At 61.5% G+C, this 14,606-nt stretch carries 16 protein-coding genes and 1 pseudogene; 6 read left to right on the forward strand and 11 right to left on the reverse strand.

Annotated features, from left to right (window positions below):
* Positions 1 to 90 precede the first annotated feature (90 nt).
* Complete coding sequence (locus RHEC894_RS20525; RefSeq protein WP_085739072.1) at positions 91 to 759, reverse strand: NUDIX hydrolase; 669 nt, start codon at positions 757 to 759, stop codon at positions 91 to 93.
* 184 nt (positions 760 to 943) lie between these two features.
* Between RHEC894_RS20525 and RHEC894_RS20530 the strand changes: the two genes are divergently transcribed.
* Positions 944 to 1,846: a hypothetical protein gene (locus RHEC894_RS20530; RefSeq protein ID WP_085738643.1), complete on the forward strand. Its 903-nt coding sequence runs from the start codon at positions 944 to 946 to the stop codon at positions 1,844 to 1,846.
* Positions 1,847 to 1,976: 130 nt separating this feature from the next.
* The gene (locus RHEC894_RS20535) at positions 1,977 to 3,188 is read left to right on the forward strand and encodes an adenylosuccinate synthetase (protein WP_085738644.1); all 1,212 of its coding nucleotides are present in this window, start codon (positions 1,977 to 1,979) and stop codon (positions 3,186 to 3,188) included.
* 69 nt (positions 3,189 to 3,257) lie between these two features.
* Here RHEC894_RS20535 and RHEC894_RS20540 read toward each other — a convergent pair whose 3' ends face one another.
* Positions 3,258 to 4,481, reverse strand: a complete 1,224-nt coding sequence (locus tag RHEC894_RS20540) for an argininosuccinate synthase (protein WP_010068012.1) — start codon at positions 4,479 to 4,481, stop codon at positions 3,258 to 3,260.
* A 177-nt stretch (positions 4,482 to 4,658) separates the two neighbouring features.
* Here RHEC894_RS20540 and RHEC894_RS20545 point away from each other — a divergent pair, with 177 nt between their 5' ends.
* Both RHEC894_RS20545 and RHEC894_RS20550 read left to right on the forward strand, forming a co-directional pair.
* Positions 4,659 to 5,510: an SDR family NAD(P)-dependent oxidoreductase gene (locus RHEC894_RS20545; RefSeq protein WP_085739073.1), complete on the forward strand. Its 852-nt coding sequence runs from the start codon at positions 4,659 to 4,661 to the stop codon at positions 5,508 to 5,510.
* Between the two features lie 84 nt (positions 5,511 to 5,594).
* Positions 5,595 to 6,236, forward strand: a complete 642-nt coding sequence (locus RHEC894_RS20550) for a LysE family translocator (RefSeq protein WP_085738645.1) — start codon at positions 5,595 to 5,597, stop codon at positions 6,234 to 6,236.
* A gap of 33 nt (positions 6,237 to 6,269) precedes the next feature.
* Here RHEC894_RS20550 and RHEC894_RS20555 read toward each other — a convergent pair whose 3' ends face one another.
* The 5 genes from RHEC894_RS20555 to RHEC894_RS20575 form a co-directional block, all read right to left on the reverse strand.
* Positions 6,270 to 7,064 carry an ABC transporter ATP-binding protein gene (locus tag RHEC894_RS20555; RefSeq protein ID WP_010069476.1) on the reverse strand — a complete coding sequence of 265 codons (795 nt, stop codon included), beginning with the start codon at positions 7,062 to 7,064 and terminating at the stop codon, positions 6,270 to 6,272.
* The gene (locus tag RHEC894_RS20560) at positions 7,061 to 7,939 is read right to left on the reverse strand and encodes an ABC transporter permease (RefSeq protein ID WP_010069477.1); all 879 of its coding nucleotides are present in this window, start codon (positions 7,937 to 7,939) and stop codon (positions 7,061 to 7,063) included. The genes RHEC894_RS20555 and RHEC894_RS20560 overlap by 4 nt, the downstream gene beginning before the upstream one ends.
* A gap of 122 nt (positions 7,940 to 8,061) precedes the next feature.
* Positions 8,062 to 9,015 (reverse strand): ABC transporter substrate-binding protein, encoded by a 954-nt coding sequence (locus RHEC894_RS20565; protein WP_010069478.1) that lies wholly within the window; start codon positions 9,013 to 9,015, stop codon positions 8,062 to 8,064.
* Positions 9,016 to 9,108: 93 nt separating this feature from the next.
* Entirely contained in the window at positions 9,109 to 10,338 is a 1,230-nt protein-coding gene (gene rlmN, locus RHEC894_RS20570) for a 23S rRNA (adenine(2503)-C(2))-methyltransferase RlmN (RefSeq protein WP_085738646.1), read from the reverse strand.
* Positions 10,339 to 10,586: 248 nt separating this feature from the next.
* The gene (locus tag RHEC894_RS20575) at positions 10,587 to 11,096 is read right to left on the reverse strand and encodes an invasion associated locus B family protein (protein ID WP_085738647.1); all 510 of its coding nucleotides are present in this window, start codon (positions 11,094 to 11,096) and stop codon (positions 10,587 to 10,589) included.
* Between the two features lie 336 nt (positions 11,097 to 11,432).
* On the opposite strand from RHEC894_RS20575, the gene RHEC894_RS20580 reads away from it, so the two are divergent.
* Positions 11,433 to 11,993, forward strand: coding sequence for a sigma-70 family RNA polymerase sigma factor (locus RHEC894_RS20580; RefSeq protein WP_085738648.1), 561 nt, complete (start codon positions 11,433 to 11,435; stop codon positions 11,991 to 11,993).
* A gap of 46 nt (positions 11,994 to 12,039) precedes the next feature.
* Here the strand turns inward: RHEC894_RS20580 and RHEC894_RS20585 are convergent, their stop codons facing one another.
* Complete coding sequence (locus tag RHEC894_RS20585) at positions 12,040 to 12,432, reverse strand: YkvA family protein (RefSeq protein ID WP_010068439.1); 393 nt, start codon at positions 12,430 to 12,432, stop codon at positions 12,040 to 12,042.
* Positions 12,433 to 12,498: 66 nt separating this feature from the next.
* Positions 12,499 to 12,804 (reverse strand): 4a-hydroxytetrahydrobiopterin dehydratase, encoded by a 306-nt coding sequence (locus RHEC894_RS20590; RefSeq protein WP_085738649.1) that lies wholly within the window; start codon positions 12,802 to 12,804, stop codon positions 12,499 to 12,501.
* Between the two features lie 34 nt (positions 12,805 to 12,838).
* Between RHEC894_RS20590 and RHEC894_RS20595 the strand changes: the two are divergent.
* Positions 12,839 to 13,380, forward strand: a pseudogene (locus RHEC894_RS20595) (low molecular weight protein-tyrosine-phosphatase).
* On the opposite strand, the gene thpR reads toward RHEC894_RS20595, so the two are convergent.
* Positions 13,287 to 13,880, reverse strand: a complete 594-nt coding sequence (gene thpR / locus RHEC894_RS20600) for an RNA 2',3'-cyclic phosphodiesterase (RefSeq protein ID WP_085738650.1) — start codon at positions 13,878 to 13,880, stop codon at positions 13,287 to 13,289. The pseudogene RHEC894_RS20595 and the gene thpR overlap by 94 nt on opposite strands.
* 68 nt (positions 13,881 to 13,948) lie before the next feature.
* Positions 13,949 to 14,593 (reverse strand): arylesterase, encoded by a 645-nt coding sequence (locus RHEC894_RS20605; RefSeq protein WP_085738651.1) that lies wholly within the window; start codon positions 14,591 to 14,593, stop codon positions 13,949 to 13,951.
* Positions 14,594 to 14,606 lie beyond the last annotated feature (13 nt).

The following is a 14,606-nucleotide window of genomic DNA, read 5'->3' on the forward strand; positions in this document are numbered from 1 at the left end:
AAGCGATCGCCGCCGTCCGTCAAGGGTGGCGAAACAGCCGTGACGCCCGGTGTAGTCCAACCATCTGGTGAGATCGGCCAGCCGATCCGTTCAAATTCTTCTGTCGAACACAGCAAGGGGCGCCTTCAGCCGATAGAGCGTCGTCGGCCGCCGGGCTCGCTCGGTCTGTCGTTTTTCGCCTTCGACCACCTCGAGCAGATCCAGATCGTTGATCTTGCGGCGAAAGGCGCTTTGATCAAGCCGTTCGCCCATCACCGTTTCATAGATTGCCTGCAGTTCCGACATGGTGAAAATCTCCGGAAGAAGTCTCGCCGGAATGGTCGAATAGGCGCCCTTGCCGCGCAACCGCTCCAGCGCCGCGGTGACGATCTCATTATGGTCGAAAGGCAGCTTGCCGGCCGCCTCGGCGGGCCGCAATTCCAGAGGGCTTGTGCCGCCCGTAAGCGCTGCCTGCGGCACCAATGCAAAATAGGCAATCGATACCGACCAGTCGCGGGGGTCGCGGCGCGCCGAAGCGAAGGTCGCCAGTTGTTCGAAGAAAATGTCCGCGAGCCCTGCCTTGGCCTTGAGGATACGCCGCACTGCCGCCTCTGCATCGACGTCCTCGTCGATGTGCAGATAACCGCCGATCAGTGCCGGCACGCCGGCAAACGGTTCGGCGGACCGCGGCAGCAGCGCCACGCACAACCGCCCTTCGTGTAGCGTCAGCAAGACGATGTCGACGGTCACGATTGGTCGCGCGAATTGAGCCTCTGCCATCAGCATCTCCCGGCCAATTGTTCGACTGGCGTTCTCCTCGCTCTCATAGCCGCCAACCGTGAAAATGACAATTTGCAAATAGCTACTTGCAAATTGCATTTTGCAAGTTTATATTATTGACATCAACGCGGTGGTGGGCAGACACCCGAGCCGATCGCCACGGCAACAGCAAAGGAGTGATGCCATGGGTATGGGACGTTTCAGCACGGCCGACTGGGCAGCCTACAACGCACGTCATGTGGATGGCCGCAGCCGGTCGGAAATATTCGGCGCCACCGGCATCGACCCGCGGTTCGATCCGTCGCGCTTTTCCACTCGCGAGAGCCGCGACAGCGCTTACAATCCACAATCGACCCCGATTATTCTGGCCTCGGATGTGACCGGTTCGATGGGCATGATCGCCCACGAACTGATGCGCGGCGGGCTCATCACCCTGACATCGGAGATCTACGACCGCCGTCCGGTATCCGATCCGCATATCATGGTGGCGGCGGTGGGAGATGCCTATACCGATTCCGCACCGTTGCAGGCCACCCAGTTCGAGGCCGACATCTCGCTTGCCAGCCAGATCCGCGCCTTGTGGCTGGAAGGCAATGGTGGCGGCAATGGCGGCGAGAGCTACAGCGCCGCCCATCTTTTGGCGGCCCTCAAAACCTCGACCGATGCCTTCGAAAGACGCGGCCGCAAGGGTTATCTCTTCACCATTGGCGATGAGCCGGTTCATAACGGCCTGACCGCCCCTCAGATTGCCCGCATCTTCGGCATCCAACCGCCGCACGGTCTGAGCGCCCGGGAATGCCTGGCGATGGCTGAGAGATCCTACGAGGTCTTCCACATCGTCATCCGCGAGGGCTATGCGGCCAACGGGCTCGAGCGGGTGCTCGCGAGTTGGCAGCCGCTGCTGCCCGGCCGCACCTTCGTGCTCGATGATCACAGGCGCATTGCCGAGCTGGTGGTTTCTATCATCGAGATCACCGAGGGTCGCGACGCCGGCGACGTGGCCGCCAGTTGGCCCGGTGCGGCAGCCGCGGTCGTCGCCAAAGCCATCGGCGAACGCCCGAAGCGGCACCTGCTGCCGTTCTTCTAATCGGGGAAGTGCCAGGCACTTTCCCCGGGGGTTTAAGCAAAGGGTTGGAGCGGTTCTGAACCGCTCTGGGCCCATACCTTCCAGAACCAAAGCCCCGGCGTGCTCCGGGCGACATTTTGAGGAGCAGAGCATGAGCACCCAGGCACAGGCCGTGATCGGCGCGCTTTATGGCGACGAAGGTAAGGGACTGATGGTCGATCGCCTCGCCGCAGCCACGCCGGGGGCCGTGGTGGTTCGCAGCAATGGCGGGGCTCAGGCCGGTCATACCGTGCTTGGCGACGCCGGCGCCCGCCATGTCTTTCACCATGTCGGCGCGGGCAGCTTTGCCGGAGCTGTCACCCATTTCAGCCGTTTCTTCGTCGCCCATCCGATGCTGCTGCTCGACGAATTGGCCGCCCTCGGCCAACTGGGTATAAAGCCCGAGATCAGCAGCGACCCGCGTGCCCCGGTCACCACACCCTTCGACGTCATCATCAACCAGGCCTTGGAACTGGCGCGCGGCACTGCCCGTCACGGCAGTTGCGGCCTCGGCTTCGGCGAAACCATCGAGCGCAATCTGCGCCCGGAATTCTCCCTCTCGACAAAGGACCTGTTTCGTCCCGATCTGCATGCCCGGCTTGTTTCCATCCGCGATGCCTGGGTGCCTGTCCGGCTGGCCGCGCTCGGGATCACCGCCTTGCCCACAGAATTGGCCGTCGCACTGACTGACGAAATCACCATTGCCCGCTTCGAGGCCGATTGCGCCGCCTATCTCGACCGCGTCGCGCTCTGGCCCGACCGACGGCTGTGCGAACGCGGCCCTGTCATCTTCGAAGCGGCACAGGGCCTGGAGCTTGATCAGGACCGCGGCGTGTTTCCCCACGTCACCCGTTCGAATACCGGGCTCGCGAACATGCTGGCGATCTCAGCCGAGGCCGGCATCACAGAGCTGGACGCGACATATGCGACACGCTGCTATACCACCCGGCATGGCGCAGGGCCGCTCAAGGGGGAGGTTCCCGCACTGCCCGGCATCAATGTCGTCGACCCCACCAACGCTCCGAACGAGTGGCAAGGTACTCTGCGGCTCGCCTCGCTCGATCTCGACACGTTGCGCCGGGCCATTGCCCGCGATCTGACCTTGGACCGCGGCGGCATCACCGTCAGGGCCGGGCTGGCCGTGACCTGTCTCGATCAGGCCGAAGATGCATTTGTCATCACGGATCGCGGCGAGGCAATCCGGCTTGATCCTGTCGAAGCGGCGTCTGAGATCGCCGATCTCGCCGGCCTGCCGCTCTGGGCCGAAAGCTGGGGACCGCGCCGCGGCGATATCAGGCTGTGTATGGATGCGGCCGCCGCATGAATCGCAGCAATCAAAGAGCCCGCGCGGCGATGCCGGCGGGCTCCCGTTCAATTCGAAAGCGAAGCGTGATTACTTCGCGAGGTTGCGCTTGCCGAGCGTGCGCAGGCGCAGCGCGTTGAGCTTGATGAAGCCGGCTGCGTCCTTCTGGTCGTAAGCGCCCTGATCGTCCTCGAAGGTGACGAGCTTGTCGGAATAGAGCGACTTTTCGCTTTCACGGCCGATGACCATGACATTGCCCTTATAGAGCTTCAGCGTCACTTCGCCTTCGACATGCTCCTGGCTCTTGTCGATCAGCGCCTGCAGCATCTCGCGCTCCGGCGAGAACCAGAAGCCGTAATAGATCAGCTCGGCGTAACGCGGCATGATCTCGTCCTTGAGATGGGCAGCGCCGCGATCGAGGGTGATCGATTCGATGGCGCGGTGCGCCGAGAGCAGGATCGTGCCGCCGGGCGTTTCGTAGACGCCGCGCGACTTCATGCCGACGAAGCGGTTCTCGACGAGGTCGAGACGGCCGATGCCGTTGTCGCGGCCATAATTGTTGAGCGTTGCGAGCAGCGTCGCCGGCGACATCTCGACACCGTTGATCGAGACGGCATCGCCCTTACGGAAGCCGACCTTGATCACTTCAGCCTTGTCGGGCGCGGCCTCCGGCGAGATCGTGCGCATATGCACATACTCAGGAGCTTCCTGAGCGGGATCCTCGAGAACCTTGCCCTCGGAAGAGGAATGCAGCAGGTTGGCGTCGACGGAGAACGGCGCCTCGCCCTTCTTGTCCTTGGCGACCGGGATCTGATGCTGTTCGGCGAAGGCGAGCAGGTCGGTGCGGCTCTTGAACGCCCAGTCGCGCCACGGCGCGATGATCTTGATGTCGGGGTTCAGCGCATAGGCGGACAGCTCGAAACGAACCTGGTCGTTGCCCTTGCCGGTGGCGCCATGGGCGATCGCATCCGCGCCCGTCTTGCGGGCGATATCGATCAGATGCTTGGAAATCAGCGGACGGGCGATCGAAGTGCCGAGCAGATAAACGCCCTCATAGACGGCGTTGGCGCGGAACATCGGGAAGACGAAATCGCGCACGAATTCCTCGCGCACGTCCTCGATATAGATTTCCTTGATGCCGAGCATCTCGGCCTTCTTGCGCGCCGGCTCCAGCTCTTCGCCCTGGCCGAGATCGGCGGTGAAAGTGACGACTTCGGCGCCGAGCTCCGTCTGCAGCCACTTCAGGATGATCGAGGTGTCGAGACCGCCGGAATAGGCGAGAACGACTTTCTTCACGTCTTTGTATGATGCCATGATGATGAGGTCCGTTGCATAAAAGGCCGGCGAAAACCCGGTGTCGCGGCACTTTTAGCGAGATTGGCGCGTGACGCAAGGGCAAGTGCGAGGCCACCGGCGCCGATAGGGTTTGACAGTGCGAAAGCGGAGCCCATATTCGCCAACGTCCTAGCAATGATCGAGGAGAGGCTCCCCGTGACCAATATTCAAGACATTTTCAAGAAATCCAATGTTGCCGTCATCACCGGCGGTGCTTCCGGCATCGGCTTTGCTGCCGCAAAACACTTTGCCAAGGCCGGCGTGAGCGTCGTCATCGCCGATCTCGGCGGTGATCGGCTGGCGAATGCCGCAGACGAACTCAAGGCCATTGCCGGCGAGGAAGAGGTGATGGCGGTCGAGACCGACGTCGCGAGTAGGGACTCTCTGGAGGCGCTCGAACGTGCGGTGCTCCAGCGTTTCGGCCGCGTGCATGTGCTGATGAACAATGCCGGCATCGGCCCGGAAACCTCGATCTTCAGCCCGCAGGCGAACTGGGACCATATCTTCGCCGTCAACCTGATGGGCGTCATCAACGGCACGCGCACCTTCGGGCCGAAGATGCTGTCGCACGGCGAGCCCGGCCTGATTATCAACACCGGCTCCAAGCAGGGCATCACCACGCCGCCCGGCAATCCGGCCTACAACATCTCCAAATCGGGCGTGAAGGTCTTTACCGAAGCGCTGGAGCACGAGCTTCGCAACATCGAAGGCGGGAAGATCTCCGCCCATCTTCTCATCCCCGGCTTCGTCTTCACCGGCCTCACCCAGGGCGACCGCACGGAAAAACCGGCCGCCGCCTGGACGCCGGAACAGACGGTCGACTTCATGATCGAAAGCCTCGAGCGCGGCGACTTCTATATCCTCTGCCCCGACAACGACGTGGCCCGTCCGGTCGACGAGCGCCGCATGGCCTGGGCGGCCGGCGATATCATCGAGAACCGCCCGCCGCTGTCGCGCTGGCACAAGGACTATGCCGACAAGTTCAAGGCCTTCCTCGACCAGAAGTGATCGGCACTATGAGAAGGTTTGATTGGTAATTTTCTGAAAGCCGGGTAAAAAATCGCCCGATCTTTCCGGCTTTCAGAGCGTGCCATGGATTTCCTGCCGAGCCTCTCAACCCTATTGGCATTTGCCGCCGCGACGCTGCTGCTCGCGGCGACGCCCGGTCCCGACATGACGCTGTCGATCAGCCGTTCGCTGACCCAGGGCAAGAAAGCGGCTCTTTTCGTCGTCATCGGCACCAGCCTCGGCATCATCGTCCACACCATGCTGGTCGCCTTCGGCATTTCGGCGCTGATCACCGCCTCGCCGACGGCCTTCCTGATCCTGAAGACCGGTGGCGCTGCCTATCTGTTCTGGCTCGCCGTGCAGGCGATCCGCTTCGGCTCGAAGCTCACCGTCGCCAAGGTCGAGGAGCAGAAGGGGACAGCGCTTTCGAACATCTCGTCCGGCTTCTGGGTCAATCTTCTGAACCCGAAGGTCATCATCTTCTTCATGACCTTCCTGCCGCAATTCGTCAGCGCCGGCGATCCCGCCGTCACGCAGAAGCTGCTTTTCCTTGGGCTTTGTTTCATTCTGTTCGCCATGCCGGTCAATGCCGCCGTGGTCCTTGCCGCCGACCGGCTGGCCTCCTGGCTGCAGAACAACAGGAAGGTGCTGCGCGGCATGGACTATACCTTCGCCGGCGTCTTCTCGATCTTCGCCGCCAAGATCCTGCTCACCCAGGCGAGATGATCAGGCGGGCAGACCGGTAAAACCGGCCGCGGGTTAGCCGATCAGCAAAGCATCGTCATCGAGCGTCTGGCCGCGCATCTTGCGGAACATGGCGATCAGGTCCTCGACCTGCAGGTTCTTCCTGTTGTCACCTGCCACGTCGAGAACGATCTCGCCGCCATGCAGCATGATCGTGCGGTGGCCGTAATCCAGCGCCTGGCGCATGGAATGCGTCACCATCATCGTCGTCAGCTTGCGCTCGGCCACGATCTTCTGCGTCAGGTTCATCACGAACTCCGCCATCCCGGGATCGAGCGCTGCCGTATGTTCGTCGAGCAGCAGCACTTCGGAGCCTGCCAGCGTTGCCATGACAAGCGACACGGCCTGGCGCTGCCCGCCCGAGAGCAGATCCATGCGGTCCTTCAGCCGGTTTTCCAGCCCGAGGTTCAGTTCGGCAATCCGCTCCTTGAAATAGTCCCGGCGTTTACCGCCAAGCGCTGGCGCAAGCCCGCGCTTCTCGCCGCGCCGGGCGGCCAAAGCAAGGTTTTCCTCGATCGACAGCGCGCCGCAGCTTCCCGTCAGCGGATCCTGGAAGACGCGCGCCACCAGGCCGGCACGCGCCGCCGTGGACTTGCGCGTCACTTCAGTCTTGCCGATCAGCACCTGTCCCTCGCTCGGAATGACATCGCCCGCGAGCACGCCGAGCAGCGTCGATTTGCCGGCGCCGTTGGAGCCGATGACGGTGACGAAGGAGCCTTGCTCGATGGTCAGGTTGACGCCGTTCAGCGCCTGTTTCTGCAGCGGCGTGCCGCGCCCGAAAACGACCTTGATGTCTTTGACGCTGATCACGATGCGGCACCTCCGCGAAGACGGGGAAGGACGAGCGCCACGGTCACCAGCACCGCCGTTACGAAGTTGAGGTCGGAGGCCTGCAGGCCGATGACGTCGCTCGACAGCGCCAACTGGATGGCGATGCGATAGAGGATCGAGCCGAGCACGCAGCCGATCAGCGCGACCAGCAAACCTCGGCGCCCGAGCAGCGTCTCGCCGATGATGACGGCGGCAAGCCCGACGACGATCGTGCCGACACCCGAGGTGACGTCGGCAAAGCCGTTCGTCTGGGCAAACAAGGCGCCGCCGAGCGCCACCAGCGCATTCGAGATCGCCATGCCGAGATAGATCTGCCGGCTGGTATCGACACCCTGGGCGCGGGCCATCCGTGCATTGGCGCCGGTCGCCCGCATCGCCAGTCCCGCATCGCTTTCCAGGAAACGCCAGACCAGGATGAGCGCGACGATCACAAGCACGCCGATGAAGAGCGGCCGCACGTAGAAATCGCGAAGGCCGTGGCCGAAGAACGGGCTGATCATCGTATCGGCATTGATAAGGGCGACATTGGGTTTACCCATCACCCTGAGATTGACGGAAAACAGCGCGATCATCGTCAGGATCGAGGCGAGCAGGTTGAGGATCTTGAAGCGCACGTTGAGCAGCGCCGTCACCATGCCGGCCGCCGCACCCGCCGCCATCGCGATCAAAGCCGCAAGCCAGGCATTGACGCCGGCAATGATCAGCACTGCGGTCACCGCCGCGCCGAGCGGAAAGGAGCCGTCGACCGTCAGGTCGGGAAAATCAAGCACGCGGAAGGCGAGATAGACGCCGAGAGCGACGAAGGAATAGACCAGGCCGAGCTCGACGGCGCCCCAGAATGCGATTTGGCTCAAGGCTTTCAGCCCCTTTTTGTTTCCGTTCCGCCCGTCGCGAAACCGCAGCTTTTTAATACGAAGAACCGCCCCCGTGCAAACGGGAGCGGCTGTATTCGACTAAACATTGAAATGGCGGCCGATTATTCGATGACCTTGTTGGCGCGCGACAGCACGCTTTCCGGCAGGGTGACGCCCATCTTGGCAGCCGCGGCCTTGTTGACCACCAGATCGCTGCCGGCGGCAGTCTTGACCGCGATGTCGCCGGGGTTCTCGCCCTTCAGCACGCGCACAACGATTTCGCCGGTCTGCTTGCCGACATCGTAATAGTTGAAGCCGAGGGCGGCGATCGAACCGCGCGAAACCGAATCCGTATCGGCGGTGAAGAGCGGCAGCTTGCTCTCCTCAGCAACCGCGACGGCGCCCTCGAGCGCCGAGATGATCGTGTTGTCAGTCGGGACGTAGATCACATCGGCGCGGCCGACGAGGGCGCGGGCGGCACCCTGAACCTCGGCCGATTTGGTGGCAGCCGATTCAACCACCGTCAGGCCGGCCTTCTCGGCTTCGACCTTCAAGACGGCCAGCAGCGAAACCGAGTTCGCCTCGCCTGAATTGTAGAGATACCCGATGGTTTTAACGTTTGGCACGATTTCCTTGATCAGCGCCAGGTGCTCGGCGACCGGCGACATGTCGGAAAGGCCGGTGACATTGCCGCCGGGCTTGTCCATGTTCTTGACGAGCTGGGCGCCGAGCGGATCGGACACGGCGGTGAAAACGACCGGAATGTCGCGCGTCGCGGAGACGACGGCCTGGGCGGACGGCGTGGAGATCGGCACGATCACATCAGGCTCTTCGCCGGCGAACTGGCGGGCGATCTGGGCTGCCGTCGCCGGATTGCCCTGCGCCGATTCGAACAGGAATTTCAGGTTCTCGCCTTCCTTGTAGCCGGCAGCCGTCAGCACGTCGAGAACGCCCTTACGCGCCGCATCCAGCGCCGGATGTTCGACGATCGCCGTTACGGCAACGGTCACGTTATCGGCCTTTGCAGGCAGCGAAAGCGCCAAAGTGGCGGCAAGAGCGAGCAGAATAGGGCGCATTTATTTCCTCCTGATTGATTTTGGCGGCACTATTAGGAAAAGCGCATGCTTAAATCAATGCAGGAGAATTGTAGCGAGGATCAAACTTGCTGATCAGTCGTCGGCGCCGTGATTGGCGATCATCATCGCTTCGAAGGCCAGGCGCTCGGTCTTGCGCATGCGTTCGGATTCCGATTTCAACTGACCGCAGGCGGCCAGAATATCACGACCGCGCGGCGTGCGGATCGGCGAGGCGTAGCCGGCCGAATTGATGAAATCGGCGAACTTCTCGATCTGCTCCCAGTCGGAACACTGGTAATTGGTGCCGGGCCAGGGATTGAACGGAATGAGGTTGATCTTCGCCGGCACGCCCTTCAGGAGCTTGATCAGCCCCTTGGCGTCCTCCAGGCTGTCATTGACATCCTTCAGCATCACATATTCGAAGGTGATGCGCCGCGCGTTTGAAAGGCCGGGATAGGCCTTGCACGCTTCGATCAGCTCCTTCAGCGGATACTTCTTGTTGATCGGCACCAGAATGTCGCGAAGGTCGTCGCGCACCGCATGCAGCGAGATCGCCAGCATGACGCCGATCTCCTCGCCGGTGCGGAAGATCTCCGGCACGACGCCCGAGGTGGACAGCGTCACGCGGCGCCTGGAAAGCGACAGGCCGTCACCATCCGTAGCGATCAGCAATGCCTGCTTGACGGCGTCGAAATTATAGAGCGGCTCGCCCATGCCCATCATCACGATATTGCTGACCTTGCGGCCCTCGGCCGGCATGATCGTGCCCTGCGGCGCTTCACGATCCGGGAAGTCGCCGAGCCGGTCGCGGGCAAGCAACAGCTGCGACAGAATTTCCTCCGCCGTCAGGTTGCGCACCAGCCGCTGCGTACCCGTATGACAGAAGGAACATGTCAGCGTGCAGCCGACCTGGCTTGAGATGCAGAGCGTGCCACGCCCCTCTTCCGGAATGTAGACGGCCTCGATCTCCACCGGGCGACCGGCGCCGCGCGGCGGAAAACGCAGCAGCCATTTGCGCGTGCCGTCATTTGAGACCTGCTCCTCGACGATCTCCGGACGTGCGATGGTGAAATGCTGCTTCAGCATTTCACGCATATCCTTGGCGACATTCGTCATATGGTCGAAATCGGAGACGCCGCGCACATAGATCCAGTTCCAGAGCTGCGCGACGCGCATCTTGATCTGCTTCTCGGCCACGCCCTTTTCACGCAGCGCCGCCGCCATCTCCTCGCGCGACAGCCCGATCAGGGAAGGCTTCTCTGCGCCGGAAGCGGCGCCTGGCGCCTGCGGCTTGGTGACATCTATCGCATCCATGACGGACATAGGCATTCATCCCGAATTCGAACACGTAACCGCCTCGCAAGCCTCGCGGACTTCAGGAGCAAACCGGAAGACGTGAGGCGCATGGCGGCACATGGGCAGAAATTGAATGCGGAACGGCGACGGATACCGCGCTCTGTCCGCTGTTGGCGCGGGCTTTAGCATCATTTTGCCCGCGCGTCACTAGAGATAGAAACGGCAAGGGCCGGCGCAAGGCCGGCCCCGTCGAAACTCTGCGGTTGGGGGACCGCTTACTTGCAGCTTTCGATCTGCTTCAGCGCAGCCGAGATGCCCGAGAGCGAATAGCTGTAGGAGGTGCCGGTACCCTTGCGGGAAACGGCATTGACCGTCATCGAATGACCGGTCTTCATGGCGGCGACCAGGGCGGGCTCCTGCGCCGCGTTCTCGACCCAGCCGGCCTTGTCCTTGGTGAACATCACGAAGGTCTTGTTGTCGATGACGACGTTGATCTTCGAATTTTCCTTCACCGTGTAGCCCATCATCGCCTGCGGCTCATAGGAGATGTTCTGGCCCGGACGCTGCGAGACGATGAAGAAGTTGTCGCCGTGGTCGACGCTTGCCGGCTGCTTTGCCGTCGGAACCGACAGCACGTAGCAGACGGTGCTGGCGCCCGACTTGTAGGAGTAGGCGCCCCATGCCTGGAACTGCTGGATGCGGTTCGGCGCGGCCTGCTGCGCTGCCGCAACTCCGGCCGTGACAAGGGTGAGTGCGAGAGCGGATACGATACTTTTTACAAACATGGATTCCTGCCGGTTCTTGCGATTCAAGGCCCGAAGCGATCATAGCGGGCGCCGCATAATCACGATCTGCTTTATTTTGACTTAATTCAGGTTACCAAATGGTCAACAATAGCTGCGATTTGTATCTGCCTGTGTCATTTCAGCTCGGGTATCAATTTTCGCCCCTTTGACGGTATCGGCCGCGACATGGTGCCCCGATGGCACTGGCCGTCCGTTCGGCTGAATTTAAGACACAAAGATTCAGGCAAGAGTTTGACCTTTCCCAAATCCGTTGTACCTCAGTAAGACTTGGAAATCCGATACGAAATTATTGCCGCAGGGGGCGCGTGAGGGGACATGGATGCCGAGCAAAGACAGCGTTTCGCTGCCCTCGCGAAGGCCGTCGCCAGGGATCGCGACCAGCAGGCCTTTTCCATCCTGTTCGACTATTTCGCACCGCGGCTGAAAGCCTGGCTGATGCGCCAGAAGATGACATCAGCCGAGGCCGAGGAACTGGTCCAGGAGATCATGATCGTGCTCTGGCACAAGGCGGATCTCTACGATGCCACGCGATCTTCCCTTTCGACCTGGCTTTTCCGCATCGCCCGCAACCGCCGCATCGACCAGCAGCGCCGTGCCAATACCCGCATCTTCGACGAGACCGATCCGGCCCTGCAGCCGCCGGCCGAGATCGGCGCTGAAGACATCATCGCCAATGACGATCGCGACGCCCGGATACGCGCCGCCGTCGGCCAATTGCCGGAAGAGCAGCGCGACATGCTGCGCGCCGCCTTCTTTCTCGGGCAATCGCATTCTCAAATCGCCGAAACGACCGGCCTGCCGCTCGGCACGGTCAAATCGCGCATCCGGCTTGCCTTCGGCAAACTCCGCAAGGTGCTGGAACGCGAAATCGCCTGACGTAAGTCGCCCAAACTGTGCAGCGGTTTTGGGAGGACGACGTGCTTCAGATTGTCTTCATCGCCTCTTCCGGCCGGTCGGCGAGAACGCGGTCAGCCGCTTCGTAGTGGCCGGGCCGGATATGGCCGCGCACCATGGCGAAGGCGGCCGAGAGCACGGCGACGTCGTCGGAAAAGCCGATAACGGCAAAAACATCGGGAATCATGTCGATCGGCATGACGAAATAGGCCAGCGCTGCCAGCAGCACGCCGCGCACCTTGGTCGGCGTCTGCGGATCGAGCGCGCAATAAAAACCGGCGACGACGTCGCGGGAAAAGGGAACCTGCCGAACCGCCCGCCGGAAGGTCGGCCAGAATTTCTGCCTTACGGTCTTTTCCCGCCGGCTTTGGGTGTCCTCGTCGCCCGGCAACAGGATTTCTCCGAATTTGACCTCATCCATCCCTGCATCCCTTTTGTCCAGGCGAACATATGGTGATGACGGCCCGCCTTTCAAATGGCCCCGCTTTCAAACCATCCTTCGCGCCGCAGCCTTCTCCATTGCCTTGGCGAGCTTGAAATCCAGCTCCGTCAGCCCGCCGGCATCATGCGTGTTCAGCGTCACCTCTACTTTGGAGTAAACGTTGAACCATTCCGGATGGTGGTTGAGCTTTTCGGCCGTAATCGCTGCTTCCGTCATGAAACCGAAAGCCTCGATGAAATTGGAAAATTTGAAGGTTTTCGATATTGAGGAGGCAGCGTCGTTGAGCGTCCAGCCTGCAAGCTTGGTCAGTTCAGCATCGACTGCCGCACGTTCCAGTTTTTCCATTTTCATGCGATCGTCCTTTCATCTGTCAACAGGTCTACCGATGAAACGCATCAGCATCCTCTTCGTTTGCATGGGCAATATATGCCGTTCTCCGCCAGAACAGGATGTCGTCCGAAAACCGCTCACACTTTTCGGCATCATGCTCTGGCGGAAGGAATTTTCGGCCATCTTGTCGCCGAGGCTGGCCTGATCGGCCATTTTAGGATCGATTCCGCCGGTACCGGCGGCTGGCACGAGGGCGATCAGCCCGACCGGCGCTCGGTCGCCACCGCGAAAAGCCACCGCATCGACATATTGGGGCAACGCGCCCGGCGCATCCAACCAAGGGATTTCACGGATTTCGACCTGATCCTCGCCATGGACCACGACAATGTGGCAGCACTTGAAAAGATCGCACCGCCGGAAGCCGACATCGGCGACGCCGCGCTTGGAACCGGAGAAGATATCCCCGATCCCGATTATGGCGGCCCGGACGGTTTCGAGCTGGTCTATACCAGGCTCTTGACCGGCTGCAGCAGCTTGCTCGAAACGCTGGGCGTCGAGCGTGCCTCGTGCAGCGGAAACACTTCCTCGGTGAGGTAAGGGCCGCCACCGACCGATTCGCGCGACGAAAGCAGCACAAAGCGCGGCGCGGTGAACGTCGCCGTATGGAAATTGCCGCGCCCGGCCAGATATTGCACGACATCGTCGAGCCGCGAGGATTTGAGCCGTGCCAGCGTTACATGCGGCATGAATTTGCGTGGATCCGGCGGCAGGCCGATGCGCTGGCAGATGCGCTCGATCTCGCCCTGCAGGGCGTACATTTCAGGCGATTGCGAGACGCCGGCCCAGACCGAATGCGGTTTCTTCGAGCCGAAGGAACCGATGCCTTCGAGCCGGAACTGGAATTCCGGCCGGTCGATCCGGTCGAGGCGTTCCACGATTTCATCGGCCGTGCGGCCGTCGACATCACCGATGAAGCGCAGGGTGATGTGGTAATTCTCCACATCGATCCATCGTGCTCCGGGGAGGCCGCCGCGCAGCAATGAAAGGCTCATCGCCGCATTGCGCGGAATTTCGAGGGCGGTAAACAGTCTCGGCATAACGAGCACTCCCCGAATCTTTTGCAGGTGCTTACACGGAATCATGCAATCAAAGACCGCGCAAGTCCCTATTTCTTCACAGTAGAAATCGTCCCGACGAAATTTGTGACATCGGCTTCCATCTTCCCGACCATGACGTCGATGCCTTTCGCATTCGGATGCATGCCGTCGTCGAGTTTCAGCCCGGCATCGAGCGCCACTCCGTCGAGGAAGAAGGCATACAGCGGAATCCCGTATTTTTGCGAAAGCTTCTGGTAGATCGGATTGAAGCGTGCGGCGTAATCCGCTCCCATATTGGGCGGCGCCATCATCCCGACGAGCAGCACGGCAATGCCACGCTCCTTTAGCCGAGCAATCATCTGGTCGAGGTTCTTCTCGCTCTCTTCGGGAGGAATGCCGCGCAACGCATCGTTGGCGCCGAGCTCCAGAATGACGCCGTCGGTGCCGTCGGGCACCGACCAGTCGATCCGGGCGAGGCCGCCTGTTGTCGTGTCGCCGGAAACCCCTGCATTGGCGACGGTGACGTCGAGCCCCGTCGCCTTCAGCGCCGCCTGCAGCTTTTCCGGAAAACCGTCGCCGGGCGGCAGCTGATAGCCCGCCATCAAACTGTCCCCAAAACCGACGAGATTGATCGTCCGGGCATTCGCTCCACCGGCAAAGATCAGCGAGATGGCGATGACGGTGAATTGAAGCGCGGCAACTTTAAATCTCATTCTGGCTTCCCTA

This window comes from Rhizobium sp. CIAT894, from assembly GCF_000172795.2.
GTDB lineage: Bacteria > Pseudomonadota > Alphaproteobacteria > Rhizobiales > Rhizobiaceae > Rhizobium.